Raw genomic sequence first — 25,230 nt, 5'->3', positions numbered from 1 at the left:
GTTCGATCCTCAGGAAGAGGGGTTTATCGTGCAAACCGAGATCGCAATTTCCCTTATCTTCAGCAAACCGGTTATCATGATGGGGCTCGAAAAAATCCTGGCTCATGCCGGCTTCACGGTGGTGCAGTCTGTGGACAACCCTGCCCTGCTTCAACCTTGCCCGCCTGGCGCCACCCGTCTCATCATCATCGGTGCCGATCTTGCGGCAGGGAGCGAGTGCGCAAGCATGATCCAGCTGCAGCAGATGCAACCGGGAGCCAGAATTCTCATTTTCGGCCCGAATCTGCCGCTGGACCGGATCATCACCCTTTTTGCGTTCGGCGCCTATGGCTACCTGTCGGACGATGCCTCATGCCGATCGCTGCTTCTTCGCATCGCAATCGCAATTAACGGGGAACGCGTGCTGCCTGCCCTCGTCATTGAAGCGCTGGCCAATCGAACTATCCCCTCGCCACTTGCGAAGATGGCGCAGCAGCCGAGAGGTCTGACGCCACGTGACCGCGACATTCTCGCGGAATTGGTCGATGGCCATCCGACCAAGCTCATCGCGCGGCGGCTGGATCTGAGCGAGCCGACGATCAAGCTTGCCTTGAAAAGGCTGTTCCGAAAACTGGAGGTTCGCAATCGCACGCAGGCAGCACTGCTGGCACGCGAGGAATGCCTCATCTGACAGGCACGGCCACGTGCATGAGCGCTAACGCCTTGCCGTTGTCGAAGGCGGTTTCAGGCCGGTGACACAGGCGTGCGTGACCCGATAATTGCAGCGGCTGCGTTGGCTATCGGCTTCCTCCCTTGGCGCCGTCTGCGCCCTTCCCCACCGGCCGATCATGATCGTGGTGAACCGCGCCACCGCCGCCGACCGCATCAGAATCATGATCCTCGGCCCCGCCACCGCCACCGGCACCTGCCCCGCTGCCGATTACGGCACCGCTACCAGAGCGGGGTGCGCGCTTGCCGCGATTTTCCTCGGCGGAAAGACCGTCCCGCCGCGCCGCCTTGCCGGCCGGCTCAGCGGCCTCGGCGTCGAGGTCTCCGCGATAGCCCGTCTGGGTTGCGGGGCTGCGATACACGTCACGATCCATGGAACATCTCCCAAGCTGTTGATGACCAAACGCCTCCCAGACGCCGATGTTGCTCGCGCGCCATGCGCACCCCGTCACTTTCTTTGGGTTGAGGCGTTCTCCGCGAGGGGTTCAAGAACATTTCATTGGAGAGTGAGAATGAACGAACTGTTCAGCGGCGGCCTCTACGGCGTTGTCACGATCGTGGGACCAATCCTGCTCCTAGCAGCCCTGGCCTTTGCGATACTGCGCAATCGCAAACGCACGCCGGCCGACCGGCAGCGCACAGAGCAAGCCACGCGGGAGTTGCGCGAACAACTTTCCGATGAAGACCGCGCACGTGATCGCAATCCTTGAGAAACGGACCGGTATCGAGCGCTATTCGGCCGCGATGAACGCGACTGCGCCCAGGAAGCTAGGGAACAGGGCCGGACATGTCGATAGTCAGAATAAGCCGCTAATAACGGCTCCCCCCTCGGCGGATCATCGTCGTGCAGCGATGCTATCTGAGGCGATCGGCGGGAAGCTTGCCCCGCCTGCGGCTCGGCACGGGCTTTGCGCCCTTCGATACGTACACCCACAGTCCGAGGCCGACGAAGCACAGCAGGCTTCCAGCGTGGAGGAGATAGTTAACCATCCCGACACCCGCCGCGCCTGCCAGCAGGATCATATCTCCGCATGGGATGATGGCGGTTGCGAGAAGGACGGTAGCGAGCGGTTTGCGGTCCCCAAGCAGGTTCAGGCCCACCAGATAGGCAGCAAGAGCGAGATCGCGACATCCCAGCGCCCGCACATAAGGCAGGGCAGAAGCGCCGACGGGGTCAAGACCATAGATCGCGATGCCCCAGGCAGGTGCGAGGACGAAGATAAAGCCTAGCACGAAGAACAGGCAGGAAATTATCAAGACGAGCGCACGGACTACCCCGGGCGCTTTCTCTGCGCCGTACCACCGCTCGCGCCCTGTCACCGCGATCTGCGCCGTTGGCGCTCGACGAGCTCAACCAAAAGGGCACGCAGCCCCGGGTTGCGGATAGCCTTCACCGCCTCGTCCAGCGGGAACCATCGCCGCTTGCGAATGTCCATCTCAGGCCAGGTGTCGAGTTCTTCCACCACGCGCAGGGGAAAGGCACGCACCACCAACGCGATGCGTTCGCCATCGCCGCCTGCCTTGCGCTCGTGATAGCGACCGATCGGGTGCGACGTAACGTCGCCGATCACCCCCGCTTCCTCGAATGCCTCGCGCGCCGCCGATTGGTGGGCGGGTGATCCCGTGGTCACGCGCCCCTTGGGCACAATCCAGTGCCCGCGCGTGCGCGAAGTCACCAACATCAATTCGGTCTGGCCGTCGGCCTGGACGCGATACGGTATGGCGGCTGATTGATCCACGGATCTGAGCATAGAGCCTGATCGCCTTCAGGCACCAACATGTGTGATGATTCACGCTCGTTGTTGTCCAAGATCCGCTTCAAGCGATCACGGGTGCTCGCCGCCTCAGCGAAACTTGTTGACTGCATCGGCATCCCGACAACACCGCAGCGCGCATATCGTTTAATTTCGGTTGATTTGGCGCTGCAACGGCATTGAACGGCGGCCACGTCATGGCGAGTAAGCCCCTGCCGATGCGTAATATCATCAATCCTGGGCGGGGGTTGCGATTGGAAAGCCGATATTGGGTCGCATTCAAGATCCACAATGCCGACGGATGGGAATTGACCTGCGAGGAGCGAGCACGGGGACTTCAAGATCAGCTCAGAAGCACGCTCAAGCAAAGTGACCTTTGGTGGCAGGGCGCGGCAAATTTTTGCCTTTTCTCATCGATATACAGCCTGGATTACATTGCCAAGAGAGCAAAATTGTCGATCGACGAAAGCGTAGATAGCGTTGTCATCATCGACATTAACACCCGATCTCGGCGCATCATCGGGAATCTCATTGATCCCGATATGCTCGCATTATTATCGAATCGATCCTCGTCTCGAACACGTTAGCGTGCTACAACGCACCGGCGCGATTGACCGGGTGGATGTTAAATCCTCGATGCGATTTTGTTCAAGCGACTTCAGTCAGCTCTAGCACTTCCACCGATTGCTTGTACGATCTTCTTGATGTTGATTGGCTTGTCGCAACTCAGAACATGGGCAAAGCGCTTCGGGATTACCGACGCGTCATAGCCCGTCGCGAATACGAACGGCACGCCTCGTGCGACCAGCTCGTCGGCCGCAGGATAGACCGGTTCGCCGTGCAGGTTTACGTCGAGAATGGCGCCATCGACGTGCGGATCGGATCGGAGAAGGTCGAGTGTAGCATCGACGGTGCCGACGGGCCCGAGAACGACGGCATTTACCTCCATGAGTGCGGTGCGCAGTTCGGCGGCAAGCATATACTCATCCTCGACCACGAGAATGCGACGGCCGTCGAGGAGATGTTCAGTCATTTTCGCCGGTCTCCATCGTCTTCGAGATCGGAATGGTGATCGTACAATGCACCCCGTCCGGTCCCAGAGTATAGGAGGTCCTGGCGCTGAGCTGATAGGGCAGCGCCTGTTCGATCAGTTCACGACCCTGCCCGAATCCGCTTGGCGGTGAACCGGCTGAAGGCATCTTGACGCCGGTCTCGCGCCAATCGATGTGCAGCCAGGGCCTGCCATCATCGATCGACGGTTCGAGTGACCATCGGATCGTGAGTTGTCCGGATGCCTGCCTGAGCGCCCCGTATTTCACCGCATTGGTCGCGAGTTCATGGATCGCGAGCGAGAGCGTCTGTACCGTTGAGGAGCGCAAGCGGATGCCTGATGGCCCCTCCAGCACAACCTTTTCGGCGTTGCCGTCCAGTGCGGATAGTTCCGTGCGGATCAGGTCGTCGAACGTGACGCGATCGCGGTCGCTTAGGCGGGAGAGCAGCCCCTGCACGCGCGAGAGCGCGTCGAGCCTGTCGCGGAACCGGGCGCGGAAATCCTCAAGATCGCTGCTGGCACGCGCCGTTTTGTCCGCCATCGAGCGGACCACGCCGATCAGATTGCGCGTGCGATGCTGCAGTTCACCGATCAGCACCTGCTGCCGCTCTTCCAGCTTGCGCCGTTCCGTGGTTTCCAGCATCGCACCGATCATTCGGACCGGCTCGCCGGCCTCGCTGTAGAAGAAGCGCCCTCGTCCGGAAAGCCAGTGCACGGAGCCATCCGGATGCAGGCTGCGGAACTCATGGACATATTCGGTCTTGCTGTCGCGCGCGCGGGCAAGCTTCGCCTCCGCCTCCGCCCGATCGTCGGGGTGGATGCGGGCCACCCACGCATCATAGCTGGGCGCAACCTCGCCCACGCCATAGCCCTGCATGCGGAAATGCTCGTCTGACCAGGCGAGCTCGCCGGTGGCGATGTTCCAGTCCCAAAGTGCGAACTTGGCCACTTCGGTGGCGCTGCGCAGCCGCTCCTCGCTGGTCCGTAGGCTCTCTTCCGCCGCTTTGAGCGAGGTTACGTCCTGCCCGATGCCGCCGAAGCTGGTGACGCGTCCATGTTCGTCGAGGATAGGAAAGTCGGTATCGCGCAACCAACGGATCTCGCCGTCGCGCGGTCGGCGGACGCGATACTGGAATACGACATGCTCGCCCGCCAGCAGGCGGTCGATCATTGCCCGCGCGCGGTCGCGATCATCGGGGACAAGCAGATCCAGCCAGTTCTGGAAATTGTCGCCCCGCAGCACTTCGGCGCGAGTCAGGCCGTAGATCTTCTCGAAGGCGGGGGTGAGATACGTCCACGCAAGCGTCTCCGCGTCACGGATCCACAGGATGTCGTGGGACGCCTCGCCGAGACCGCGCAAACGCTCTTCGCTCTCCCGCAGCGCTTCCTGCACCGTCTTTTGATCGGTAATGTCGATATGGGCGCCGACCAGGCGTAGCGCCTTGCCATCCGCGTCGCGTTCGATATCGGCGCGCGCTGCGATCCAGCGCAGTGCATGATCGCTCGGGCGAATGATCCGATATTCGCTTTCGTAGGAGGTCGCGTCGCCTTCCAGCGCCGCAAACAAGGTCTGCTCGGCGCGCGCTGCATCGTCGGGATGGATCCTCGCGAGCCAGTCGGCATGCGCTTCCTGCACTGCTTCCGGCCGCAGGCCGTGAAGCCGCAGATATTCGGGAGAGCGCTGGCTGATCATGCCTGCCGCGATGTCGATGTTGAGCCCGCCGACCCCACCAATCCGCTGAACACGGGCGAGATCGGCTTCCCGCTCGCGCAGTCGCCACTCGCTCTCCCGCAGCGCGGCCTCGGCCCGCCTCTGCTCGATCAAGTCGGTCGCCTGCCGAACCAGCAGATCGAGGAAGCGGGTCTCGCGTTCAGAGGGACGGCGCCCGAGTTCCCCCCAATGGGTCGAGACCATGCCGATCGGCCTGCCCGAACGGGATACGAGAATGGACGACTGCGCCGAGAGCGCTCCATCCTCGACGTGGAGCCGCGCTTCGAAATCCGTGCTGGCGGGATCGAAGTCCATGAACGCGCGCTGTCCGCTGCGCAGTGCCTGGCCGCAGGAAGTCTTCGAGCTCGCATCGACGCGCCGAAAATAGGCTTCCGTCCGCTTGCTGAAGCCCCTCGTGGCAAGAACAATCAGTTGCTCGGTATCATCGTCCAGTATCTGGACCGTGCCGGCCTTCGCCCGCGTGATCTCGATCGCCGCGGTCAGGATATCCTCGTAGATCGTCTGGATATTGTCTTCGGTGACCAGCCGAGCGCCGAGCTTCTGGAGTACGGCAGTGTTGCGCAACTCGTCGGCCAGCGCCTCCGCCGCTTCCTTGCGATCGGTGACGTCATCGAAGGTGGCGACGGCGCCTTCGACCTTCTCGTCGGTGGTACGATAGGGTCTGATCCTGATGAGGAACCAGCGTTCGTCGGTGGTACGAACCTCCCGCGCGATCGGCGTCAGGTCGCGCAGCACGCGCTGAACGTCGGCTGCGATGCCGTCATAGTCCAGTTGGTGCGTGAAATTGGTGATCGGTCGGCCGACATCGGGTTCCGCGATGTTGATCAGTTCGGCGACGCGCGGCGTGAACATGCGGATACGCAGGTCGAGATCAAGAAACAGCGTTCCGATTTCCGACGAGGCGGTCAGGTTCTGAAGATCGTTATGCGCAGCCGAGATGATGCCCAGCTTGCTTTTCAGCTCGGCATTGACGGTCTGCAGTTCCTCGTTGATCGACTGCAATTCTTCCTTGGATGTTTCCAGTTCTTCGGCGGTTGAACGATATTCCTCGTTGAGAGACTGCAACTCCTCATTGCTGGCGCGCAATTCCTGGACGACGCTTTCGTGCCGGATGCGGCCTGCCAGTTCCGCTTCCTGCGCGACCTTCAATTCGCTGTGCAGGTGCTGCAATTCGTCCGGCGGTGGCGCGCTCTGCTGGACGCCCTCGGACGGCGACGGTCCGCTGTCGAGGAAATAGACGATCGCGCGCGGCGCAACACCCTCGGCGGAGGGTAACGGCGCGATGTGCAGCAGCACGCGGCGCGTCTCGCCTTCCATCGCGACGTCGATCGGCCGGGTGATCATCGGCCGCTGGGATTCGAACGCGCGCTCCAGCGACAGCTTGAGGTCCAGCCGCAGTTCGGGGCGGACGATGCTCGGCAGCCGCCCGGAAAGCGGGCCGGCGGAAAGCAGGATGAAGCGGCCGGCGCTCGGCGACAGATGCAATACGCTCTGCTCCGCATCCACCAACGCGCTCGGCGGCGCGCTGACTTCGAGCGCGGCCGTGTGGCTTTCCCCCAGTACTTCGCCCGCGGCCAGGCGAGACGCAGTAAGCCGGCTTTCCGTAAGCGCCGGCCGGCTGGCGTTCCACGGTCCCGGGACGGTCAACGTCGGCACGAATTCCGGACGCGCCGGCAACGCGCGATAGATGCGCGCGTCGCGATCGACGACGGCAAAAAGATTGTCGGATGTGTCGGCGGTCTCCGCAGTCCCCAGAAACAGATAGCCATCGTCCTTCAGGCCGTAGCGGAAGATCGAGTTGACGTGGTTCTGCAGCGCACGCTCGAGATAGATCAGCACGTTGCGGCACGAGACGAGGTCGAGCCGCATGAACGGGGGCTCCCGCACCACGCTGTGTGCGGCGAACAGGATCAGGTCTCGCACCTGGCGTTCGATGCGATAGTGCGTGCCCTCATCGACGAAGAAGCGCTTGAGCCGCTCGACCGAGACATCGGCCTCGATGCTGCGTGGGTAGCGCCCCTCGCGTGCAGTCGCCAGTGCGCCTTCGTCGAGGTCGGTGGCAAAGATCTGGATGGGCACGTTGAGCTTGAGACGCTCGGCCTCCTCCAGCAACAGCATGGCGAGACTGTAGGCTTCCTCGCCGGTCGCGCAGCCGACTACCCAGGCGCGGATCTCGCCTTCTGCTTCACCCGTGCTCCGCGCCTCGAGCAACGGCTGGATCACGCGATGGCTGAGGGCGACGAAGGTCTCTGGATCGCGGAAGAACATCGTCACCGAGATCAGCAGATCGGAAAGCAGCGACTTGGACTCCTCCGGATTGGCGCGCAGATAGTGCAGATAGTCAGCCAGCCCGATGATCTGGCAGACCTGCATCCGGCGTTGAATGCGCCTGAGCACGGTGGAGCGCTTGTATCCCGAAAAGTCGTGGCCGGTGCGCGTCCGCAGAAAAGCGACGATGCGGCGCACGTCGTTGGCGGCACCGTCCTCGTCGAGCGATCGCACGGCCTCCTTGCTGTGCGCGGCTTCGGCTATCCGTTCCGCCAGGCGGGCGAGCGGCGCCACCACATCGGCCACGCCGGTTGCAATCGCGTTCTGCGGCATGGAGGGAAAGCCCGCTTCTGCCGGCTCCTGCACCATGACGATGCCGCCCGCTTCCTTGATCGCGCGCACGCCGAATGCGCCGTCGGCGCCGGATCCGGTCAGCACCACCGCAATGCCGTCTCCCCGGCCCGCGGCGACGGACCGGAAAAACATGTCGATCGGCGCCCGTCGCCCACGCGGGTCGGTGAACGGCCGCGACCGCACCTCGTCACCCTCTATCACCAACTCCCTATCCGGCGCGATGACGAAGACGCAGTTCGGCCGCAGCTTCGGCCCGTCCCTCACCTGATGCACCGGCATCTTGGTGCAGGAGCCGAGAATCTCGTGCATCGCACTTGGGTGATCCGGGGACAGATGCACCACCACGACGTAGGCGAAGCCGAGATCGTCGGGCAGCAGCCTGAACAGCGTTTGCAATGCGCCGACGCCACCCGCCGACGCACCGATGGCGCAGACCGGAACGAAGCCTTGCGCGGCCGGATGAACGGGTGGCTGGTGGCTGTTCGACATCGATCCTCCGCGGCGGCGCTGCGCCTTGAGGTCGACCAGCTCCAGATTGGCGGAAGGGTAGCGCCTTCCACACCGGCGCGCGAGCGGGTTATCCTGACAGGTTATCACTCATGCTAGGAACATTGGCTGGCGCGTGGGTCGACGATTACCCGCTTTCATACAGACGTCAGCGTGCAGGCACCTCCCGGCCTCGGGTCAGGCTGCCGTCTGCAGGGAGGACGCGACCGAGTGGCCGATCAATCCGGCTCGCCCCGCGTCTTGGGTGGCGGCACGGGGTCGCCCGGCTGGTGTGGCTGAGCCTGGACGGCGGGGGGTGGAACCTGCTGTTCCGCCTGCGCATTGCCCGCGACGGACATTGCATTCTGAGCGTCACCGGCGGGGTCGACCGATCCATCGCGAATGTCATCCGCAGCATTATCGAGAATGGGTGCGGCGATGTTACCGCTCTGGTCTGCGGCGTTCTCGAGTTGGTCTGCGACATTATCGGCGGCATCGTCGGCGCAGGCGCCAACGAGCAGGAGCGTGACCAGCGGAATCAATACCTTCATTCAACCTCTCCCTTCGAATGGCGATGAGCGTCTTGGCTACGGTTGGAACCGCGATTTCGGGATGTGGGTGATCCTGCAGGCGAGATCAGCCTCGCCGGACGCGACAACATAATGCTCGCCAAATCTCGCGATGCCGGTCGTGAAGACCACGTCGCGAACATACATCTTGTCTTCCAGCGGCCGCGTGAGATCCGGATTCGCCTCCAGCAGCGGCATATGGTCGGTGTGAACGGTGACGCTGGGATCGTCGCGGTCGAGTATCGACCAGTAGGTGCGATAGATGCCGACAATCTCCTTCGGCTCCACGCCGTGCCACAGCGTAAGCCACCCAGCGTCGATCTCGATCGGTGGCGTCCCGCCGCCCATCCGTGCGGTTGCTACCGTATCGGCATGAGGCCGGATGCCCGGTCGAAGATTGGGCCGCCAGTGACGGCCATCGGGTGAGGTCGCCAGATTGATCGACGGGCCGGGACGCCATTCGCTGCCAGGGGGATAAGCGAAATAGAGGTCGCCCAGTGGGCGGGTCTGCGCCCAGTATCGATCGTCGATCAGGCCCTCGAAGATCAGCATATCCTTATTCTGATGATCGAGCAGCAGACCGTCGAAATGCCAGTCGAGGCCGTTGTCCGAGGTGTACAGCGTCGTCGAATGACGCTCCGGACTGACCGAACAGGTCGTCATCATCCATTCGTCGCCGACGCGACTGATCCGCGCGTCCTCCACGCCATAGCACTGCCAGTCTCCCTGAGGAGCGACGGCCCGGTCATAGTGCACCGTCACTACCTGCAGTCCGTCGGCACTCAGTTCCACTGGCAGCAACCAGGACAGCGAGGTCAGCGCCATAACCTTCCAGCCGCCGCCGTGCAGCAGGAACTTGCGCGGATCCGCTGTGTCCGTGAGCGCCAGCGGCCAGGCATCGAGGACGTAGCTGCCGGCATCCCAGCGGATCGCATGGACATGACCGTCGAACACCGGCGTGCGCAAAGCCTCGGCGACGCGAACCATCATCAACAGATTGCCGTTGGGCAGCCTGGTCAGCCCGGGATTGAACGCGCCGAGCACATAGGTTTCAGCACCCAGCTTGCCCGCAAGCGGAGAGCGGGACAGGTCGACATCGTCGGGCGTGAAAACCAGCCGATCAACCGGATACGCGCTCATCCTGCAACCCGCGGCTCTACACGCATCAGGGATACCGCCGTCCGGCGAGGCTGAGAGAGCATGAAATGGGTCGCCGCTGCGATATCTTCGGCCCGCAACATCTTGGAGGCGTGGATCATTTCGCGCTGCTTCTCGACAGGTATCTCGGGCAACTGCATGTCGGAGCCCGTCAGCCCCGGCTCGATATTGCCGACCTTGATGTCGCGCTCTGCGAGTTCCTCGCGCAGAGCTTCGGCAAACGCCTGAACACCGGTTTTGGTCGCGGCATAGACGGTCGAACTGCCCGAACGCGACTGAGCGGACATCGATCCGATGAAGACGATGTCACTGCCCGCCGCCATATGATCCACCGCGCGCTTCGCGGTCATCATCATCGCGGTCAGGTTGGTATCGACAACGTAGCGGATGTCATCGCCGCCGGTCTCCTCCAGCGTATCGGCGGCAATGCCGGCGTTGATGATCGCGATGTCGATGCCGCCCAGGAATCGATCGGCTTCGACGATGAACCGGTCGAGTTCGGGTTGCAAGGTGAGATCGATCGCGATCCCTTCGCCCTCCCCCACCTCCCGGATACGCTCCAGCGCATCCGCCAGATGTTCGGGCCGGCGCCCGCACACGAAGACCTTGGCGCCCTCGGCGGCGAGCAACACCGCGATCGCTCGCCCGATCCCGGTGGTGCCGCCCGTAACGATCGCACGCCGGCCGGCAAGGCTGGGCCGGGCGGTATGGGCATCGGCTTGGTCGACGGTTCCGGTCATCTTCATCCTTCCTGAGATGATGAGACAAGCCATGACACACGCCCAAGTTCCGGCGCGCGTGCAGACCTATGTTACCATTGAACCGGAATACGAGGGTCAGCCGCAACCTCGAAGTCGAACCGCGGGGCAGCGGGCGCTATCAGCCGCATCTTGCAGCGCCACGTCGTAGCACTGGACGGTGAAACCCGAGGCTTTACCAAGAGGTTGGGTAACGACAATCACTACAGAAAGTCGTGGCGGAGAGGGTGGGATTCGAACCCACGGTACCGTTGCCGGCACGCCGCATTTCGAGTGCGGTGCTTTCGACCTCTCAGCCACCTCTCCGCTCAGAGACGTACAACGCGTACCATGTGGTCCGCGTCGGCCGGGTCAAGGAGGGGCGCCACTAGCGCATGAAATCGCGCTTGCCAAGCACCATCTTGCCTCCCGCGCACGAACCCCTAAATGAGATGGTATGACCAGTCCCCGCCTGCCACACGACCTGCCGGCCGACCGCATCGCGCCGCCGATCAGCCACGCGCGTTTTGCCATTGGCGATGTCGTGCGGCACCGGTCGTTCGAATTCCGCGGCGTCATCTTCGATGTCGATCCTGTCTTCGCCAACACCGAAGAATGGTATGAATCGATTCCGGAAGGCGCGCGCCCAGCGAAGGACCAGCCCTTCTACCATCTGCTCGCCGAGAATGCGGAGAGCAGCTACATCGCTTATGTCAGCCAGCAGAACCTGATGCATGACGACAGCGAGGAGCCTGTGGAGCATCCCGGCATCCCCGGCCTGTTCGATGGCTATCGCGATGGTCGCTACCAGTTGCGTCGCGAACATCGCCACTGATCGTTGCGGGGGCGTCGTTCGCGCCCCGCGCCGGCGAAACCCTGCGGAATCGGTTGACAATCCGCCATTCGCCCCCTAGTTGGCCGGCTTTCCGCGCTGGGTTGTGGCTCTCGCCGCCGCCGTATGCGGGGTTCAGCTTTAAGAAGTGATGAGGGCCATGTTCGCTATCGTGCGCACGGGCGGCAAGCAGTATCGCGTCGCCGCCGGAGACAAGATTGTCGTCGAGAAGCTTGCCGGTGAAGCCGGCGAGACCGTGTCGCTGGGCGACATCCTGCTTGCGGGCGAAGGCTCCGAGCTCAAGTCGACCGACGGGCTGACCGTTTCGGCCGAGATCATCGCGCAGGCGAAGGGCGAGAAGGTCATCGTCTTCAAGAAGCGCCGCCGCCACAACTATCGCCGCCGCAACGGCCATCGCCAGCAGCACACGATCCTCAAGATCCTGTCGATCGGCGACCAGAAGTCGGCCGAAGCCTGAGCGCAGCGAGAAGCAAGGAGTAATTCGAGATGGCACATAAGAAAGCAGGCGGCTCCTCGCGTAACGGTCGCGACTCCGCTGGCCGTCGCCTCGGCGTGAAGAAGTTCGGTGGCGAGCAGGTCATCGGCGGCAACATCATCCTGCGCCAGCGCGGTACCAAGGTCTATCCGGGTCGCAACGTCGGCATCGGCAAGGATCACACCCTTTTCGCGCTCGGCGAAGGCCGCGTGGTATTCCACGACGGTAAGCTCGGCCGCAAATATTGCTCGGTCGACGCTATTGCGGCTGCGGCCGAATAACGGACGACTTGACCAGGGTCGTCCCGCCTGGGGCGACCCCGGATCCGCCTAAAACGGATCCATGAGGGAGACGGGACGCCCCCGGTCTCCCTTTTCTTTTGCCTCCCTCGATCGCAACTGTCGCCTGCCGGCAATAAAAGTGCGGCATGGCGCGAATTAGAGGAGAGTCAAATGTTCGCGCGTACCCCCCGTTTATTGTTGCGGCCAGGCTGGCACGAAGATGCCCCGGCCCTGTCCCGTGCCATCGGCGAGGAAGCGGTCGTCCGCAACCTCAGCCGGGCGCCCTGGCCCTATGCGCTGGGCGATGCGGAGCGCTTCCTGGCGCGTGATGGTGATGCCCGGCTGCCGAGCCTGCTGATCACCGCCCGCACTGCAGGAACGCCCCGGATCATCGGTGGCATCGGCCTCACCGCCGATGGCCCCGACGGCACCGTCGAACTCGGCTACTGGATTGCCCGCCCCTATTGGGGGCTCGGCTTTGCCACCGAGGCCGGCAAGGCGATCGTCGCGCTCGCGCGTGACAGCCTGCGGCTGCGCCGTATAAGCGCCTGGCATTATCTCGACAATCCCGCCTCAGGGCATGTCCTGGCTAAGCTGGGCTTCCATCCCAGCGGCCATATCGGGCAGCGCCACAGCCTCGCGCGCGGCCGTGCCGACGCCAGCGCCCATTATGTGCTGGAGCTGGACGAGAGCTGCAACGGGCCGATGCCGTTGGCGGCGTAGAGGCAAGTTTTAACCCGTTTGCCGGCGGTGCCGCAGGCGCTTCCGGCGAACGGGCAAGCAGCGGCAATGCCGTTCACTCCCCCGCCGCGATCAACGCTGCGGCAATCCAGCGCCCTTCCCCGCGCAGCACGCTCCACACGCGCGCGGCAGCGCGGCTGTCCATAGCCTCGACGCCGATGCCCCGCGCCTCGAGCGCTGCCACGAATGCACGCGGCGGCCGGCGCAGCGTTGCGCCGGTGCCGAGCAGCAGGAATTCAGGAGCGCGGGCGATATCCGTCACCGTCGCGACATGCGCCGGCGTCAGTTGCTCGAGCGCCGGTGCGTCCCACGGCTGCGCGTCCTCGGGAGTCAGCAGCAGCGCGCCCGGGAACACCGTATCATTGATGCGGAAACGGCCGCCTGCGGCGATGCCCGTGATCAGCGGGCCCGACGCGACCGGCTCCCGATCAAGCCGCGCCATCAGTCGGGCATCCGCTCCGCGCCGAAGGGATCGGCAGCCTTGGTCTTGCGATCGACGAACTGCGGCTTGAGGCCGAGCGTGATGAGCAGCGACGAAGAGACATAGACCGACGAATAGGTGCCGACGAAGATACCCAGCAGCATCGCCGAGGCGAAGCCACGCAGCACATGGCCCCCCAGCAGCAGCAGCGACAGCAGCGCGAGCATGACCGTCACCGTCGTCATCACCGTACGCGGCAAGGTCTCGTTGACGGACAGGTCGATCAGCGACTTCAGGTCCATCTTGCGATATTTGCGCATATTCTCGCGAATACGGTCGTCGATCACCATCTTGTCGTTGATCGAATAGCCGACGATCGTGAGCATGGCGGCCACGATGTTGAGGTCGAACTCCAGCCGGGTGATCGCGAAGAAGCCTAGCGTGATCAGCACGTCATGCGTGATCGCGACGAAGGTGGAGACGCCGAACTGCCACTCGTAGCGGAACCACGAGAACACGGCGATCCCGAACACCGCGAGCACCACGGCGAGAATGCCGTTGGTCACCAGTTCGTTCGAAACCTTGCCCGAAACCGCGTCATAACGGTTGAAGCGCGCGCCGGGGAATTCCTTCTCGAGCGCACCGCGCACCTTGTTGAGCACGGCGTTGGTGGCGCCCTGGTCGGCGCTTTCAGGCGCCGGCAAGCGGATCGACACGGTGTTCTTGTCACCGAACTGCTGCAGGGAGCTTTCGCCCACGCCGAGGCTGTCGACGACGCTGCGCACGCGCTCCAAATCGGGCGCGGTCGGGAAGGTTTCCTCGATCATCAGGCCGCCGACGAAGTCGACGCCCAGATTTAGCCCCTTGTAGAAGGTCGCCCCCACCGCAAGGATGGTGAGGATCAAGGTGATCGCGAACGCCCAGTGACGGACAGCAACGAACCGGATGTTCGTGTTGTCGGGGACGAATTTCAGAAGCTTCATCTCGTATCTCCGTCCGTCAGATCACGAGGTCGGTGGGACGTGCACGATGCAGCCAGCCCGCGGCGAGCATGCGCGTGAACACCACCGCCGTGAACACGGAGGTCGCAATGCCGATCAGGAGAACGATCGCAAAACCCTTCACCGGCCCGCTGCCCATGAACAGCATGATACCGCCGGCGATGGCGTGGGTCACATTCGCCTCGAAGATGGTGCGGCTCGCTTCCTTGTAGCCGAATTCCACGGACTGCATCACCGTGCGCCCGCGCCTGCGTTCCTCGCGGATACGCTCATAGACCAGCACGTTGGCGTCCACCGCGGTACCGATCGTCAGCACGAAGCCGGCGATGCCCGGCAGGGTCAGCGTCGCGCCGAAAATGCCCATCACGCCCAGGATCACCAGCACGTTGATGATGACGGCGATGTTCGCATAGATGCCGAAACGGCCATAGCTGACGAACATGAAGATGATGACGGCAGCGGCCGCCACGATCGACGCGACCACGCCGGCGCGAATGGAATCCGCGCCAAGGTCGGGCCCCACCGTCCGCTCGTCGACGACATTGAGCTTCACTGGCAGCGAACCGGATTTCAGCGCGATCGCGAGTTGGTTGGCGCTCTCGACGGTAAAATTGCCCGAAATCTGCGCGGACCCGCCAGTGATCGGTTCATTGATGTTCGGCGCCGAAAGCACGACCCCGTCCAGGATGATCGCGAACGGGCGATCGACGTTCTCGGTGGTGACGCGAGCGAATTTCTTTGCACCGGTGCTGTTGAAGCGGATGCTGACGACCGGCGAGTTGTTTTGCGGATCGAATTGTTGAGAAGCGTCGGTCAATTCCTCGCCCGACACCATCACCTGGCGCTGCACGGCGATAACCGGAACGCCACCCGGATTGGTTGGGTAGGGCAGGATCTGCGTGCCGGCGGGCGCGCGATTCTGCAGCAGATCGGCCTGCGACAGGTTCGCGACGAGCTTGAACTCCAGCTTCGCGGTCTGGCCGATCAGGCTCTTGACCTGCGTCGGATCCTGCAGGCCGGGCACCTGCACGAGAATGCGAGTGCTGCCCTGGCGCACGATCGTCGCCTCACGCGTGCCGAGCGAGTCGATGCGCTTGCGAATGATCTCCGTCGCGACTTCCATCGCGGCGTCGACGCCAGCCTTGATGCCCGCGTCGGTCGGCACGACATTGATCGTATTGCCATCCCGTACGGTGACGTCGAAATCGCGCTGGCCCGTCATGCCGGCGCCCTGCGTCAGCGGACGGATGCGCTCCACCGCGGCATCGACCTGCGACTGATCCCGCACCATGAAGACGAGCCGGCCGTCTCGCGACGAAATGTCGCCGATCGCGATCCGGGTCGTGCCGGCGCGGCGCAGTTCGGCGCGGATCTGCTCTTCCATCGAGGTGAGCTTCAGCTTCGCCACCTCGTCTGCGCTCGCTTCCAGCAGCAGATGGCTGCCGCCGGCAAGGTCGAGACCCAGGTTGATGCGCGGCTTGAGGAAACCCGGCAAGGGCTGTAGCACGCGTTCGGGCAGGAAGCTCGGCACGGCGCACAGGACGCCGAAGACGATGACCGCCCAGATCAGCAGCTTTTTCCAGCGCGGGAAGATCAGCATCGGCGGATCAGTCGTTCGCGGGCTTGGAGGCGCCGCCGGTCAGCACGTCGGTCAGCGTGCCCTTGACCGCCTTCACCCTGACGCCGTTGGCGATCTCGACCTCGACATGATCGTCGGCGACCTTCGTCACCTTGCCGATCAGCCCGCCGCCGGTAACGACTTCGTCGCCACGCTTCACCGCCTCGATCTTGTCACGATGCGCCTTGGCCCGCTTCTGCTGCGGGCGGATCATCAGGAAATAAAAGACGACGACCAGCAGCAGCATCTGGCCGATCATCAGGAATGTACCGCCGCCCGCGGACGCGATGCCGGTTGCGGATTGGGCGTAAGCGGGAGAGGAAAACATGGGCGAGGCCGACCTGAATAGCGTTTGGGGGCCGCGTCACCGCGTCCCCGGAGAAGGCGCGCGCCTATCACGGAGTCGCGCGGCGACGCAATGGCGGCGTGGCCCCAGCGCCACGCGCGCTTTGCCTTTGCCGGAACGTCCCCGGCAACGAAGCCCCGCTTTGCAGCCGCTTCGGCATCGGCAATCGCGATCGGATGGCGATCGAGGGCGCTTTCACGCTCCCCCCGCGTCGGCCGGTCTCTCCTGAACGCACCTGCTCGGAAGGAAGGTTATTTACCGCCCTCGGCCACCGCAGCCGGCGCATGAAGGCGCACGCGGGTCACGCGCTTTTCGTCGCCCTCGGTGACCTCGATCTTCCAGCCGCTGTCATGCTCCACGATCTCGCCCGGCTGCGGCACATGGCCGGCGAGCACGAAGGCGAGGCCGCCGAGCGTCTCGACATCCTCCTCGACATCGGCGAGCCGCGGATCGATTTCCTCGGCGACATCCTCCAGCTCGGCGCGCGCGTCGGCATCCCAAATGCCGTCCTCGACGAGCGCGAAATGCACCGGCGCGGCCTCGTCATGTTCGTCCTCGATCTCGCCGACGATCTCCTCGACGACATCTTCGATCGTCACCAGCCCTTCGGTGCCCGAATATTCGTCGAGCACGATGGCGAGATGGACGCGCTGCGTGCGCATCTGCACGAGCAGGTCGATCACCCCCATCGCCTGCGGCACGTAGAGCGGCTGGCGGATCAAACCGGCGATGCCGTCAGGGCGCGGCTTCACCCCCGCCATGATCTCGAACACGTCCTTGATGTGGACCATGCCGATGACAGTATCGAGGCTCTCGCGATAAACCGGCAGGCGGCTGTGCCCGGCCTCGGCGAACAAGGCGACGAGCTCATCGAAGGTCGCGGTCTCGGCGATCGCCACGATGTCGGCACGCGGCACGCCGACATCGTCCGCGGTGCGCTCCCCGAAATGCAGCAGGTTGCGCAGCATCTGGCGTTCGAGCGGAGACAGATCGCCATTGGCGGCGATGGCGCCGCCAGTTTCCTCATGCTCGTCGATCGCTTCCTCGATCTGGTCGCGAAGCGATGGCTCCGCATCCTCGCCGAACAGCAATCCGCGCAACCCGCGCCACAATCGGCCGCGACTGTCGCTGCCTTCGCTACTGGAATCCTCTGGCATGTCGCTGCCGGTCAGCCCTCATCTACGGGATAGGGGTCAGCGATGCCCAAGCCAGCGAGCGCCGTTCGTTCCAGCGCTTCCATGGCCTCTGCTTCGTCAGTCCCCTGATGGTCATAACCTAGCAAATGCAGGGTGCCGTGGACAATCAAATGAGTCGCATGTGCTTCAAGCGTAATGCCGCGTTCTTCCGCCTCGGCCTCGCACACGCCTTGGGCGAGTACGATGTCGCCCAGCAGCACCTCGCCATCATCCGAATTGGTCAGGCTTTCGATCAGGTCGGGCTGTACCATCGGGAACGACAGCACATTTGTCGGCCGATCCTTGTCGCGATAGGCGGCGTTGAGCGCGCGCACTTCCTCATTGCCGGCCAGCTTCACCGATACTTCGACTGCGAATGAGGCGGAGGCGAGGAAGCCGTGCGGCGTCTGGGTGACCGCGGCGGTCACCGCCTGCGTCGCCAGCGTATCCCAGTCGGTCGTGTCGGGCCAGTCGGCATCCTGCAGCAGGGCGATGTCGAGCATCCCTAGTTCCCCCGCCCCTCATAGGCGTCAACGATGCGGCCGACGATCGGATGGCGCACGACATCCGCCACGCCGAAGCCAATCACCGAAATGCCCTGCACGCCGGTCAGCCGCGACACGGCATCGGCGAGGCCCGACTTGCTGGGATCGGGAAGGTCCACCTGCTTGGGATCGCCGCACACCACCATCCGGCTGTTCTCGCCAAAGCGGGTGAGGAACATCTTCATCTGCGCGGGTGTCGTGTTCTGCGCTTCGTCGAGGATGATGAAGGCGTTGCCCAAGGTGCGGCCGCGCATGAAGGCGATCGGCGCGATCTCGATCTCGCCGGAGGCAATGCGTCGTTCCACCTGCTCGGCTGGCAAGCAGTCATAGAGCGCGTCGTAGAGCGGGCGGAGATAGGGATCGACCTTCTCCTTCATGTCGCCGGGCAGAAAGCCCAGCCGCTCACCGGCCTCGACCGCGGGGCGCGACAGGATCAGCCGGTCGACCGAACCGGTGATGAGCTGCGCCACCGCCTGCGCGACCGCCAGATAGGTCTTGCCGGTGCCCGCCGGCCCGAGCGCGAAGATGATCTCGTCGCGCGCCAGCGCTTCCATATAGCGGATCTGCGTCGCCGAGCGCGGCACGATCGTCTTCTTGCGCGTGCGGATCATCACCGCAGGCGGCTGGCTGACGTCGGCGCGGATGATGCCGTCTAGCGTCGGCTCAGAAGACATGGCGATCACCGCCTCCACCGTACCCGAATCGATATCCTGCCCCTGCACGATGCGGTTGTAGAGGCCGGTCAGCACGTCGCGCGCGCGCGCCGTAGCGCTCGCCTCGCCCTCCAACTGCAATCGATTGCCGCGCGCACCGATATAGACGCCGAGTCGATCCTCGATGGCCACCAGGTTCTGGTCATATTCGCCGAACAGGCGGCCGAGGAGCTGAGGCTTGTCGAAGACGATCTCTAGGCGGGATCTGTCCCCGTTCTGGGCTGGCACTGGCTTGCGCGACATAGGGCTCCTGGCTCGTCCGCGGGAAGGCCCGCTACCGGACCCCGCTACAATGCGGATGTGGCTGAACGGTGTCTATCGGCTCGATCAAGCGCGATGGCGATTCTCAGGCAGCCTGTCGCCCAAACAGCACAGCCGACAGGCTATTGGGCCCGGCATGCGCGATTTCGACCTCGACGAGATCGCCGATCGCCGCGGTGGGATCGACGACATGGACGGATTGCAGCCAGGGCGACTTGCCGATGAGTTGCCCGGGCAGCTTGCCCTTGCGTTCCAGCAGCACACTGGTCTGGCGGCCGACGGTGGCCTGGTTGAACGCATGCTGGTCGGCATTGATCGCCGCCTGCAGCCGCTGGAGTCGCTCATCCATGACCGCAGGGGCGATCTGGTCCGCCATGGTCGCAGCGGGGGTGCCCGCGCGTGGCGAATATTTGAAGCTATAGGCCTGCGCGTAGCGCGCCTCCCGCACCAGCGCGAGCGTCTCCTCGAACTCTGCGTCGGTCTCGCCGGGGAAGCCGACGATGAAATCGCCCGACAGCGCGATGTCCGGCCGCGTTGCGCGGACGCGCTCGATCACCCCCATATAGCTGACGGCGTCATGGCTGCGGTTCATTGCCTTCAGGATGCGATCGCTACCCGATTGCACGGGCAGGTGAAGGAAGGGCATCAGCTTCTCCACCTCGGCATGCGCGCGGATGAGCCCCTCGCGCATGTCGTTGGGGTGGCTGGTGGTGTAGCGGATGCGCGCCAGCCCCTCGATGCGGTCGAGCGCGCGGATCAGGCCGTCGAGGCCCTGGCGCTGACCCTTGTCGTCCTCGCCCTCCCAGGCGTTGACGTTCTGGCCGAGCAGGGTGATCTCGCGCGCGCCGCCATCGACCAGAGCCTTCGCCTCGTCGACGATCGCCCCCCACGGCCGGCTGATCTCGGCACCGCGCGTATAGGGTACCACGCAGTAGGTGCAGAACTTGTCGCAGCCTTCCTGTACGGTCAGGAAGGCGCCCGGCGCACGCCGCCGCGCGCGATCGGGCAGCGCGCCGAACTTCGAGGCGGCAGGCATGTCCGTATCCAGCGCACGCTTGCCCGCGGCGGCATCCGCCACCATGCCGGGCAGGCGGTGATAGGCCTGCGGACCGACGACGATGTCCACCTGCGGGGCGCGGCGCGGAATCTCGCCGCCCTCGGCCTGCGCGACGCAGCCCGCCACCGCGATCATCGGCCGGGCGACGCGGTTGCCCTCGCCATCCTCGCGCTTCGCGAGCCGGCCGATATCCGAATAGACCTTTTCCGCCGCCTTCTCGCGGATATGGCAGGTGTTGAGCACCACCAGATCAGCGGTATCCGCCCCCGCCTCGCTCAGCCCCTGCCCCGTCAGCAGCTCGGCCATGCGCTCTCCGTCATAGACGTTCATCTGGCAGCCGAACGACTTGACGTGGAAGGTACGGGGATTCTGGCGGGGTTCAGTCATCGCGCGCCTATACAGAGCGCGACGCCGCCTTGGAAGCCGCCAGCGCAGAGGAGATCCGCGCGCGCGCCTCGGCGGACACCGCCTTGCGGCCGTCCAGCGCGGCGGGATCGTAGGGCTCGAGGAAATGCAGAGTCACCTTGAAGCAGCCCTTGCGCTGGAGCACGCGGATGGCGTTGGCGTCTCCCTTTTCCTCGCCGATCCATGCGATGTCGGAGCCCGCTGCGCCATAATCGAGCAGCAGCGGCTGCACGAGCATCGGCCGCGGCGGCGGCGCCATCGCCGCGAACAGCGCGGGCTTGAACGGCAGCAGGAAGCTGCCGTCGGTCGTGGTGCCCTCGGGAAAGATCGTCACCGGCTGATGCACCGAGACCGCGACGCGCAGCGCCTCGATCTGCTCGGCCACGCCCAGCCGATCGCTGCGCGAGACGAAGATGGTGTTGTTGAGCGACGACAGCCAGCCGACGACCGGTGCGCGCGCTATGCCGTCCTGCGCGACGAAGGCGGCGCCGCTGGCGCCGGCGATCACCGGAATGTCGATCCAGCCGAGATGATTGGCGACATAGAAAACGTCGTGCGCCACCGGCGCGCCGACGACATGCACCCGCGCGCCAGCCACCCACGCGACGCACGCCAGAAAATGACGCGGCCAGGGCGAGGGCTGCCGCAGCAGCCGCCACAGGAAATGCAGCGGCACATGAAGGATGAGCAGAATAAGAAGCGCCGCGACACGCACGGCAAAACGCAGCCAGCCGAGCGGGTCAGCTCTTCCGATCGATCGAGACGCCATAGAGTTCCATGCGGTGATCGACCAGCCGGAACCCCAGCTTCTCCGCGATCTGCCGCTGCAGCGCTTCCAGTTCCGGATCGACGAATTCGATGACGTTTCCGGTCTCGACATCGATCAGATGATCGTGATGCGCTTCGGGCGCCGCTTCGTAGCGCGCACGGCCGTCACCGAAATCATGACGTTCGAGGATGCCGGCCTCTTCGAACAGGCGCACCGTACGATAGACGGTAGCGATCGAGATGCCGGGGTCGATCGCCGAGGCGCGAGCATGAAGTTTCTCGACGTCGGGATGGTCTTCCGCCTCGGAAAGCACACGCGCGATCACGCGGCGCTGCTCGGTGATGCGGAGCCCCTTTTCGTGACAAAGCGCTTCGACGTCGATCTTACGGGGCATGCAACTCGCCTGATTGATTAGGGTTGCCCCGGTCTAGCGACTTTCGCAGCGCAGCGGAAGCCGCCGATGCGCGCCGATCCTGCCGAACGGCCCGGCGCGCACCTTCCAGGCTTAGCGGCCCTTGCGCGGCTTGGTGCCGAGGCCGATCTTCTTCGCCAGCGAACGGCGTTGCTCGGCATAGCTCGGCGCGACCATCGGATAGTCGGCGGGCAGGCCCCACTTGGTGCGATACTGTTCCGGCGTCATCTGATAATGCGTCATCAGGTGGCGCTTGAGCATCTTGAGCTTCTTGCCGTCTTCGAGGCAGACGATGTAATCCGGCTTCACCGAGGCACGCACCGAAACCGCCGGCTCCTGCTTCACTTCCGGCTCGACCGGCTTCTCGCCCAGATTGGCGAGCGCGCCATGAACGTTCTGGATCAGCAGCGGCAGATCAGCAACAGCGACGCTGTTGTTGCTCACATGCGCGGCGACGATGTCAGCCGTCAGGGTGACCAGCGTCTCGTTGAGTTCGGCCAGTTCGGTGTCTTCGCTCATCTAGTTCAACTTTCGTGTCGGTTGTGCCGGGATGCGACCTTATATCGGCGTGCCGCGGCTCGATCCGATGTCAAAATCATCCGTTGATTGCAAGCAATAAACGACAAACATTGGCTACTATCGAACTTCAGCAGTTCGGGCGTCGATGTCCAGTAATCGGCGATAGGTCAGCGCGTCGCGCACGCGGCCATCATTTCCACGATAATAGCCGCGTCGAATACCGACTTGCACAAATCCAACGGATTCATACAACGCAACCGCGGGATTATCCGAGCGCACTTCCAGATTCATCGTTGAAACACCCAGATCGCGCGCCGCATCCATGGCCGACAGTAAAAGCCCACGACCGATGCCGTGCCGCGCGTAGCCTGGATGCACCGCGAGCAACAGCAACTCGGCCTCATCGAGGATCGACCGGGTGAGCGTGAAGCCCGCCGGCGAGTCGTCCACGCGCGCAATCAGCAATTCGGTGCCGGGCATGCCAAGGATGCCGCTGCACTGCGCGGCGGTCCATGCCTCGCCGAACGCGGGGAGGAAGGCCTGCTTCATCACCACCATCACCTCCGGCAAGTCATACGCGGTCCCGCGCGACAGCATCCATTCGAGCGGCGCGAGGCTGCTCATGCCGGCGTTCGCCCGCCCGGCAGCTTGGCGTCGGGCGCCCGGCCATAGATCGGCGTCGGCGGCAGGGCGGCAAGATCAGCCGGCAGCAGGCCGAGATCGGCGGCGGCGGGCAGCGCGTCCAGCGCCTCACCCCATCCGCGCGCGGCGACGAGCGCCGCAGCGCCGGATCCGATGACGATCGCATCGGGCACGGCCTGGGCCGCATCGGCCGGGGTCAGCGAAGCGAGCTCATCGAGCGGGCGCACTGGCGATCCTGCGAAGCGTTGCACGAAGAGCTGACCATGCCCGCCCGTCATCGCGATCGCAAGCGTCGAAGGCGCATCAGCCGGTGCCAGTGCCGTCGCGGCCAGCAGCGCGAGCGTCGGATAGCCATGGGCCGCCACGCCCCATCCCAGCGCCAGCGCGCGCGCCGCCGCAACGCCCACACGCACGCCGGTGAAGCTTCCGGGCCCGCAGCCGACCAGGATCGCGTCGGCGCGGCCGCCATCCGGCAGCGCCGCGATCATCGGCATCAGCCGCTCGGCATGGCCGCGCCCGACGACGTCATGCCCGGCCGCGATCACGCGCTCACCGTCGAGCAACGCCACCGAGCAGGCGGCGGTCGCCGTTTCGATAACCAGGCGGATCATGCCGGCGCCGCGTCGTGAACGCTCAGACCGCCCGGACCTCGGTCACTTCAGGTACATAATGCTTGAGCAGCGATTCGATGCCCTGCTTCAGCGTCGCGGTCGACGAGGGGCAGCCCGAACAGGCGCCCTGCATGCGCAGGAACACCGTACCCTGACGGAACCCCCGATAGATGATGTCGCCGCCATCATTGGCAACCGCGGGGCGCACGCGCGTGTCGATCAGGTCGCGGATCTGCGCGACGATGTCGGCATCCTCGGGGTCGTCCTCGACCTCGGCATCGACCTCCTCGGCCGCGGTCTCGCGGAACAGCGGCATGCCGGCGCTGAAATGATCGAGCAGGATGCCGAGCACCTCTGGCTTCAGATCCGCCCAGCTGCTGCCCGGCCCCGCGGTGACCGAAACGAAATCCTTGCCGAAGAACACGCCCTCGACATCGCCGAGCGTGAACAGCGCCTCTGCAAGCGGCGACGCCTCCGCCTCTTCGGGGTTGGCGAAATCGCGCGTGCCGGCGGTCATCACCGGGCGGCCCGGGAGGAACTTGAGCGTCGACGGATTCGGCGTCGTTTCGGTCTCGATCAACATGCGCCGCATGTGGCGTCTTGCAGCCGAAGGATCAAGGGCAGAGCGCGGGTTAATCCGCCGGATCAGCCCAGCGCCCGGCGCAACGCCCCCGTGGCGATGGCCACCGCCTCCGCCGCGATCGGCGCGATCGCGAAGAAGCTGGCAAATCCATGGACGCCGCCGGCAAAGTCGTGGAGGTCGGTCGGCACCCCCGCCGCGCGCAGCCGCACCGCATAGGCGAAGCCCTCGTCATGCAGCGGATCGCTGCCGGCAAGGATGATTGTCGCCGGGGCCACGCCCTCCAAGCTCGCAGCGCGGATCGGGGCCGCGAGTTCGGCGGGTTCGGCGTCCCCGACATAGGCATTCCAGAAGAAGCGCATCATGTCGTTGGTCAGCAGCCCGCCGGCTTCATTGGCGCGGTATGATGCCGTGCCGTAATCATTGTCGATCACCGGATAGAACAGGATCTGTACCGCCGGGCCATCCGCCCTGCCCTTCAGCGCCAGCGCGGCCGCGGCCGCGAGGTTGGCACCGGCGCTGTCGCCGATCACCGCATAGCGGTCCGCGCGGACGCCGAATTCGGCAGCGCGCGCCGGCAGGTCGGCAATCGCGGCGAGGCAGTCGTCGAGCGGCGCCGGAAAGGGATGTTCGGGCGCCAGGCGATAGTCGAGCGAGAGCACCGCGCAGCCGGCATCGCGCGCGACGACGCGGGCCAGCCCGTCATGCGTGTCGAGCGTGCCGATCACCCAGCCGCCGCCATGCATCAGCACCGCTACCGGCAAGGTTTCGCCGGGCGCCGGGTGATAGAGCCGCGCCGCGATCGGCCCGGCGGCGCCCGCCACCGTCACGTCACGCACTTCGGCCACGTCGATCGGCGGTTGCGGGAACGGATTGTCCATCGCCGCGCGCAGCCCCTCGGGCGTCAGCGGATCGGGCAAGGTGAAGCCGCTTGCCGCCATCGCGTCGATCATCTGCTGCAGTACCGGATCGATCATGCTACGTCCCT

The 25,230-nt window shown here is 64.5% G+C and carries 29 protein-coding genes and 1 tRNA gene; 6 read left to right on the top strand and 24 right to left on the bottom strand.

The features are described 5' to 3' along the window. The first annotated feature begins 28 nt into the window (after window positions 1-28). On the top strand, window positions 29-670 hold the full coding sequence (locus FHS96_RS04455; RefSeq protein WP_429588212.1) for a LuxR C-terminal-related transcriptional regulator: 642 nt from the start codon (window positions 29-31) through the stop codon (window positions 668-670). A gap of 106 nt (window positions 671-776) precedes the next feature. Here the strand turns inward: FHS96_RS04455 and FHS96_RS04450 are convergent, their stop codons facing one another. Further along, window positions 777-1,082 carry a hypothetical protein gene (locus FHS96_RS04450; RefSeq protein ID WP_429588211.1) on the bottom strand — a complete coding sequence of 102 codons (306 nt, stop codon included), beginning with the start codon at window positions 1,080-1,082 and terminating at the stop codon, window positions 777-779. Window positions 1,083-1,220: 138 nt separating this feature from the next. Between FHS96_RS04450 and FHS96_RS04445 the strand changes: the two genes are divergently transcribed. Beyond that, window positions 1,221-1,418 (top strand): hypothetical protein, encoded by a 198-nt coding sequence (locus tag FHS96_RS04445; protein WP_429588209.1) that lies wholly within the window; start codon window positions 1,221-1,223, stop codon window positions 1,416-1,418. A gap of 145 nt (window positions 1,419-1,563) precedes the next feature. Here FHS96_RS04445 and FHS96_RS04440 read toward each other — a convergent pair whose 3' ends face one another. The 8 genes from FHS96_RS04440 to FHS96_RS04405 form a co-directional block, all read right to left on the bottom strand. Further along, window positions 1,564-2,028, bottom strand: a complete 465-nt coding sequence (locus tag FHS96_RS04440; protein WP_429588208.1) for a DUF4267 domain-containing protein — start codon at window positions 2,026-2,028, stop codon at window positions 1,564-1,566. Beyond that, the gene (locus FHS96_RS04435; protein ID WP_429588206.1) at window positions 2,025-2,459 is read right to left on the bottom strand and encodes an NUDIX hydrolase; all 435 of its coding nucleotides are present in this window, start codon (window positions 2,457-2,459) and stop codon (window positions 2,025-2,027) included. Before FHS96_RS04435 ends, FHS96_RS04440 begins: the two co-directional genes overlap by 4 nt. Window positions 2,460-3,120: 661 nt before the next feature. Next, the gene (locus tag FHS96_RS04430) at window positions 3,121-3,495 is read right to left on the bottom strand and encodes a response regulator (RefSeq protein ID WP_429588205.1); all 375 of its coding nucleotides are present in this window, start codon (window positions 3,493-3,495) and stop codon (window positions 3,121-3,123) included. Further along, window positions 3,488-8,356: a PAS domain-containing protein gene (locus FHS96_RS04425; RefSeq protein WP_429588203.1), complete on the bottom strand. Its 4,869-nt coding sequence runs from the start codon at window positions 8,354-8,356 to the stop codon at window positions 3,488-3,490. Before FHS96_RS04425 ends, FHS96_RS04430 begins: the two co-directional genes overlap by 8 nt. A gap of 236 nt (window positions 8,357-8,592) precedes the next feature. Next, window positions 8,593-8,904, bottom strand: coding sequence for a hypothetical protein (locus FHS96_RS04420; RefSeq protein WP_429588202.1), 312 nt, complete (start codon window positions 8,902-8,904; stop codon window positions 8,593-8,595). 36 nt (window positions 8,905-8,940) lie between these two features. Then, on the bottom strand, window positions 8,941-10,062 hold the full coding sequence (locus tag FHS96_RS04415) for a glycoside hydrolase family 130 protein (protein ID WP_429588201.1): 1,122 nt from the start codon (window positions 10,060-10,062) through the stop codon (window positions 8,941-8,943). Continuing rightward, window positions 10,059-10,820 (bottom strand): SDR family oxidoreductase, encoded by a 762-nt coding sequence (locus FHS96_RS04410; protein WP_429588199.1) that lies wholly within the window; start codon window positions 10,818-10,820, stop codon window positions 10,059-10,061. Before FHS96_RS04410 ends, FHS96_RS04415 begins: the two co-directional genes overlap by 4 nt. Window positions 10,821-11,054: 234 nt before the next feature. Then, window positions 11,055-11,144, bottom strand: a tRNA-Ser gene (locus FHS96_RS04405). Between the two features lie 130 nt (window positions 11,145-11,274). On the opposite strand from FHS96_RS04405, the gene hspQ reads away from it, so the two are divergent. The 4 genes from hspQ to FHS96_RS04385 all read left to right on the top strand — a co-directional run bounded on the left by hspQ (window position 11,275) and on the right by FHS96_RS04385 (window position 13,149). Beyond that, window positions 11,275-11,652 carry a heat shock protein HspQ gene (hspQ, locus tag FHS96_RS04400; RefSeq protein ID WP_429588198.1) on the top strand — a complete coding sequence of 126 codons (378 nt, stop codon included), beginning with the start codon at window positions 11,275-11,277 and terminating at the stop codon, window positions 11,650-11,652. A gap of 157 nt (window positions 11,653-11,809) precedes the next feature. Further along, window positions 11,810-12,127 (top strand): 50S ribosomal protein L21, encoded by a 318-nt coding sequence (gene rplU, locus FHS96_RS04395; protein WP_429588197.1) that lies wholly within the window; start codon window positions 11,810-11,812, stop codon window positions 12,125-12,127. 29 nt (window positions 12,128-12,156) lie between these two features. After that, complete coding sequence (gene rpmA, locus FHS96_RS04390; protein WP_429588195.1) at window positions 12,157-12,426, top strand: 50S ribosomal protein L27; 270 nt, start codon at window positions 12,157-12,159, stop codon at window positions 12,424-12,426. A gap of 171 nt (window positions 12,427-12,597) precedes the next feature. After that, window positions 12,598-13,149, top strand: coding sequence for a GNAT family N-acetyltransferase (locus tag FHS96_RS04385; protein ID WP_429588194.1), 552 nt, complete (start codon window positions 12,598-12,600; stop codon window positions 13,147-13,149). A 73-nt stretch (window positions 13,150-13,222) separates the two neighbouring features. Here FHS96_RS04385 and FHS96_RS04380 read toward each other — a convergent pair whose 3' ends face one another. The 15 genes from FHS96_RS04380 to FHS96_RS04310 form a co-directional block, all read right to left on the bottom strand. Next, window positions 13,223-13,609, bottom strand: coding sequence for an Mth938-like domain-containing protein (locus tag FHS96_RS04380; protein WP_429588192.1), 387 nt, complete (start codon window positions 13,607-13,609; stop codon window positions 13,223-13,225). Continuing rightward, window positions 13,609-14,571 (bottom strand): protein translocase subunit SecF, encoded by a 963-nt coding sequence (secF, locus tag FHS96_RS04375; protein ID WP_429588190.1) that lies wholly within the window; start codon window positions 14,569-14,571, stop codon window positions 13,609-13,611. The genes FHS96_RS04380 and secF overlap by 1 nt, the downstream gene beginning before the upstream one ends. A 16-nt stretch (window positions 14,572-14,587) precedes the next feature. Continuing rightward, window positions 14,588-16,189, bottom strand: a complete 1,602-nt coding sequence (gene secD / locus FHS96_RS04370; protein WP_429588189.1) for a protein translocase subunit SecD — start codon at window positions 16,187-16,189, stop codon at window positions 14,588-14,590. Between the two features lie 7 nt (window positions 16,190-16,196). Continuing rightward, entirely contained in the window at window positions 16,197-16,535 is a 339-nt protein-coding gene (gene yajC / locus FHS96_RS04365; protein WP_429588188.1) for a preprotein translocase subunit YajC, read from the bottom strand. 269 nt (window positions 16,536-16,804) lie between these two features. Then, entirely contained in the window at window positions 16,805-17,710 is a 906-nt protein-coding gene (locus tag FHS96_RS04360; RefSeq protein WP_429588186.1) for a hemolysin family protein, read from the bottom strand. Between the two features lie 11 nt (window positions 17,711-17,721). After that, window positions 17,722-18,231, bottom strand: coding sequence for an rRNA maturation RNase YbeY (ybeY, locus tag FHS96_RS04355; RefSeq protein ID WP_429588185.1), 510 nt, complete (start codon window positions 18,229-18,231; stop codon window positions 17,722-17,724). A 2-nt stretch (window positions 18,232-18,233) separates the two neighbouring features. After that, window positions 18,234-19,229 (bottom strand): PhoH family protein, encoded by a 996-nt coding sequence (locus FHS96_RS04350; protein ID WP_429588183.1) that lies wholly within the window; start codon window positions 19,227-19,229, stop codon window positions 18,234-18,236. Window positions 19,230-19,332: 103 nt separating this feature from the next. Next, a complete protein-coding gene (gene miaB, locus FHS96_RS04345) occupies window positions 19,333-20,691 on the bottom strand; it encodes a tRNA (N6-isopentenyl adenosine(37)-C2)-methylthiotransferase MiaB (protein ID WP_429588181.1) in 1,359 nt (452 codons plus the stop codon). A 7-nt stretch (window positions 20,692-20,698) separates the two neighbouring features. Continuing rightward, window positions 20,699-21,478, bottom strand: a complete 780-nt coding sequence (locus FHS96_RS04340; RefSeq protein WP_429588179.1) for a lysophospholipid acyltransferase family protein — start codon at window positions 21,476-21,478, stop codon at window positions 20,699-20,701. After that, window positions 21,450-21,872, bottom strand: a complete 423-nt coding sequence (locus FHS96_RS04335; RefSeq protein WP_429588177.1) for a Fur family transcriptional regulator — start codon at window positions 21,870-21,872, stop codon at window positions 21,450-21,452. The genes FHS96_RS04340 and FHS96_RS04335 overlap by 29 nt, the downstream gene beginning before the upstream one ends. A gap of 111 nt (window positions 21,873-21,983) precedes the next feature. Then, window positions 21,984-22,409: a Ros/MucR family transcriptional regulator gene (locus tag FHS96_RS04330; RefSeq protein ID WP_429588175.1), complete on the bottom strand. Its 426-nt coding sequence runs from the start codon at window positions 22,407-22,409 to the stop codon at window positions 21,984-21,986. Between the two features lie 117 nt (window positions 22,410-22,526). Next, entirely contained in the window at window positions 22,527-23,033 is a 507-nt protein-coding gene (gene rimI / locus FHS96_RS04325; protein ID WP_429588174.1) for a ribosomal protein S18-alanine N-acetyltransferase, read from the bottom strand. After that, entirely contained in the window at window positions 23,030-23,662 is a 633-nt protein-coding gene (gene tsaB, locus FHS96_RS04320) for a tRNA (adenosine(37)-N6)-threonylcarbamoyltransferase complex dimerization subunit type 1 TsaB (RefSeq protein ID WP_429588172.1), read from the bottom strand. Before tsaB ends, rimI begins: the two co-directional genes overlap by 4 nt. Before the next feature lie 22 nt (window positions 23,663-23,684). Further along, complete coding sequence (locus tag FHS96_RS04315; RefSeq protein WP_429589613.1) at window positions 23,685-24,245, bottom strand: NifU family protein; 561 nt, start codon at window positions 24,243-24,245, stop codon at window positions 23,685-23,687. Window positions 24,246-24,307: 62 nt separating this feature from the next. Further along, a complete protein-coding gene (locus FHS96_RS04310) occupies window positions 24,308-25,219 on the bottom strand; it encodes an alpha/beta hydrolase (RefSeq protein WP_429588170.1) in 912 nt (303 codons plus the stop codon). Window positions 25,220-25,230 lie beyond the last annotated feature (11 nt).

Origin of the sequence: Sphingomonas zeicaulis, from assembly GCF_050433225.1 — a bacterium.
Classification (GTDB): domain Bacteria; phylum Pseudomonadota; class Alphaproteobacteria; order Sphingomonadales; family Sphingomonadaceae; genus Sphingomonas_D; species Sphingomonas_D zeicaulis.
The sequence above is the reverse complement of the archived record's forward strand: the minus strand, read 5'-3'. Positions and strand labels throughout refer to the sequence as shown.

Bases quoted from the DNA above. Each gene is read 5' to 3' on its own strand.
- FHS96_RS04330 (WP_429588175.1), bottom strand. From the start codon at position 22,409: ATGAGCGAAGACACCGAACTGGCCGAACTCAACGAGACGCTGGTCACC.
- yajC (WP_429588188.1), bottom strand. From the start codon at position 16,535: ATGTTTTCCTCTCCCGCTTACGCCCAATCCGCAACCGGCATCGCGTCC.
- FHS96_RS04450 (WP_429588211.1), bottom strand. From the start codon at position 1,082: ATGGATCGTGACGTGTATCGCAGCCCCGCAACCCAGACGGGCTATCGC.
- FHS96_RS04385 (WP_429588194.1), top strand. From the start codon at position 12,598: ATGTTCGCGCGTACCCCCCGTTTATTGTTGCGGCCAGGCTGGCACGAA.
- rpmA (WP_429588195.1), top strand. From the start codon at position 12,157: ATGGCACATAAGAAAGCAGGCGGCTCCTCGCGTAACGGTCGCGACTCC.
- rplU (WP_429588197.1), top strand. From the start codon at position 11,810: ATGTTCGCTATCGTGCGCACGGGCGGCAAGCAGTATCGCGTCGCCGCC.
- FHS96_RS04445 (WP_429588209.1), top strand. From the start codon at position 1,221: ATGAACGAACTGTTCAGCGGCGGCCTCTACGGCGTTGTCACGATCGTG.
- miaB (WP_429588181.1), bottom strand. From the start codon at position 20,691: ATGACTGAACCCCGCCAGAATCCCCGTACCTTCCACGTCAAGTCGTTC.
- FHS96_RS04415 (WP_429588201.1), bottom strand. From the start codon at position 10,062: ATGAGCGCGTATCCGGTTGATCGGCTGGTTTTCACGCCCGACGATGTC.
- FHS96_RS04425 (WP_429588203.1), bottom strand. From the start codon at position 8,356: ATGTCGAACAGCCACCAGCCACCCGTTCATCCGGCCGCGCAAGGCTTC.
- FHS96_RS04380 (WP_429588192.1), bottom strand. From the start codon at position 13,609: ATGGCGCGGCTTGATCGGGAGCCGGTCGCGTCGGGCCCGCTGATCACG.
- secD (WP_429588189.1), bottom strand. From the start codon at position 16,189: ATGCTGATCTTCCCGCGCTGGAAAAAGCTGCTGATCTGGGCGGTCATC.
- FHS96_RS04335 (WP_429588177.1), bottom strand. From the start codon at position 21,872: ATGCCCCGTAAGATCGACGTCGAAGCGCTTTGTCACGAAAAGGGGCTC.
- FHS96_RS04360 (WP_429588186.1), bottom strand. From the start codon at position 17,710: ATGCCAGAGGATTCCAGTAGCGAAGGCAGCGACAGTCGCGGCCGATTG.
- FHS96_RS04410 (WP_429588199.1), bottom strand. From the start codon at position 10,820: ATGACCGGAACCGTCGACCAAGCCGATGCCCATACCGCCCGGCCCAGC.
- FHS96_RS04420 (WP_429588202.1), bottom strand. From the start codon at position 8,904: ATGAAGGTATTGATTCCGCTGGTCACGCTCCTGCTCGTTGGCGCCTGC.
- FHS96_RS04350 (WP_429588183.1), bottom strand. From the start codon at position 19,229: ATGTCGCGCAAGCCAGTGCCAGCCCAGAACGGGGACAGATCCCGCCTA.
- secF (WP_429588190.1), bottom strand. From the start codon at position 14,571: ATGAAGCTTCTGAAATTCGTCCCCGACAACACGAACATCCGGTTCGTT.
- FHS96_RS04340 (WP_429588179.1), bottom strand. From the start codon at position 21,478: ATGGCGTCTCGATCGATCGGAAGAGCTGACCCGCTCGGCTGGCTGCGT.
- hspQ (WP_429588198.1), top strand. From the start codon at position 11,275: ATGACCAGTCCCCGCCTGCCACACGACCTGCCGGCCGACCGCATCGCG.
- FHS96_RS04430 (WP_429588205.1), bottom strand. From the start codon at position 3,495: ATGACTGAACATCTCCTCGACGGCCGTCGCATTCTCGTGGTCGAGGAT.
- FHS96_RS04435 (WP_429588206.1), bottom strand. From the start codon at position 2,459: ATGCTCAGATCCGTGGATCAATCAGCCGCCATACCGTATCGCGTCCAG.
- FHS96_RS04310 (WP_429588170.1), bottom strand. From the start codon at position 25,219: ATGATCGATCCGGTACTGCAGCAGATGATCGACGCGATGGCGGCAAGC.
- FHS96_RS04315 (WP_429589613.1), bottom strand. From the start codon at position 24,245: ATGTTGATCGAGACCGAAACGACGCCGAATCCGTCGACGCTCAAGTTC.
- rimI (WP_429588174.1), bottom strand. From the start codon at position 23,033: ATGAGCAGCCTCGCGCCGCTCGAATGGATGCTGTCGCGCGGGACCGCG.
- ybeY (WP_429588185.1), bottom strand. From the start codon at position 18,231: ATGCTCGACATCGCCCTGCTGCAGGATGCCGACTGGCCCGACACGACC.
- tsaB (WP_429588172.1), bottom strand. From the start codon at position 23,662: ATGATCCGCCTGGTTATCGAAACGGCGACCGCCGCCTGCTCGGTGGCG.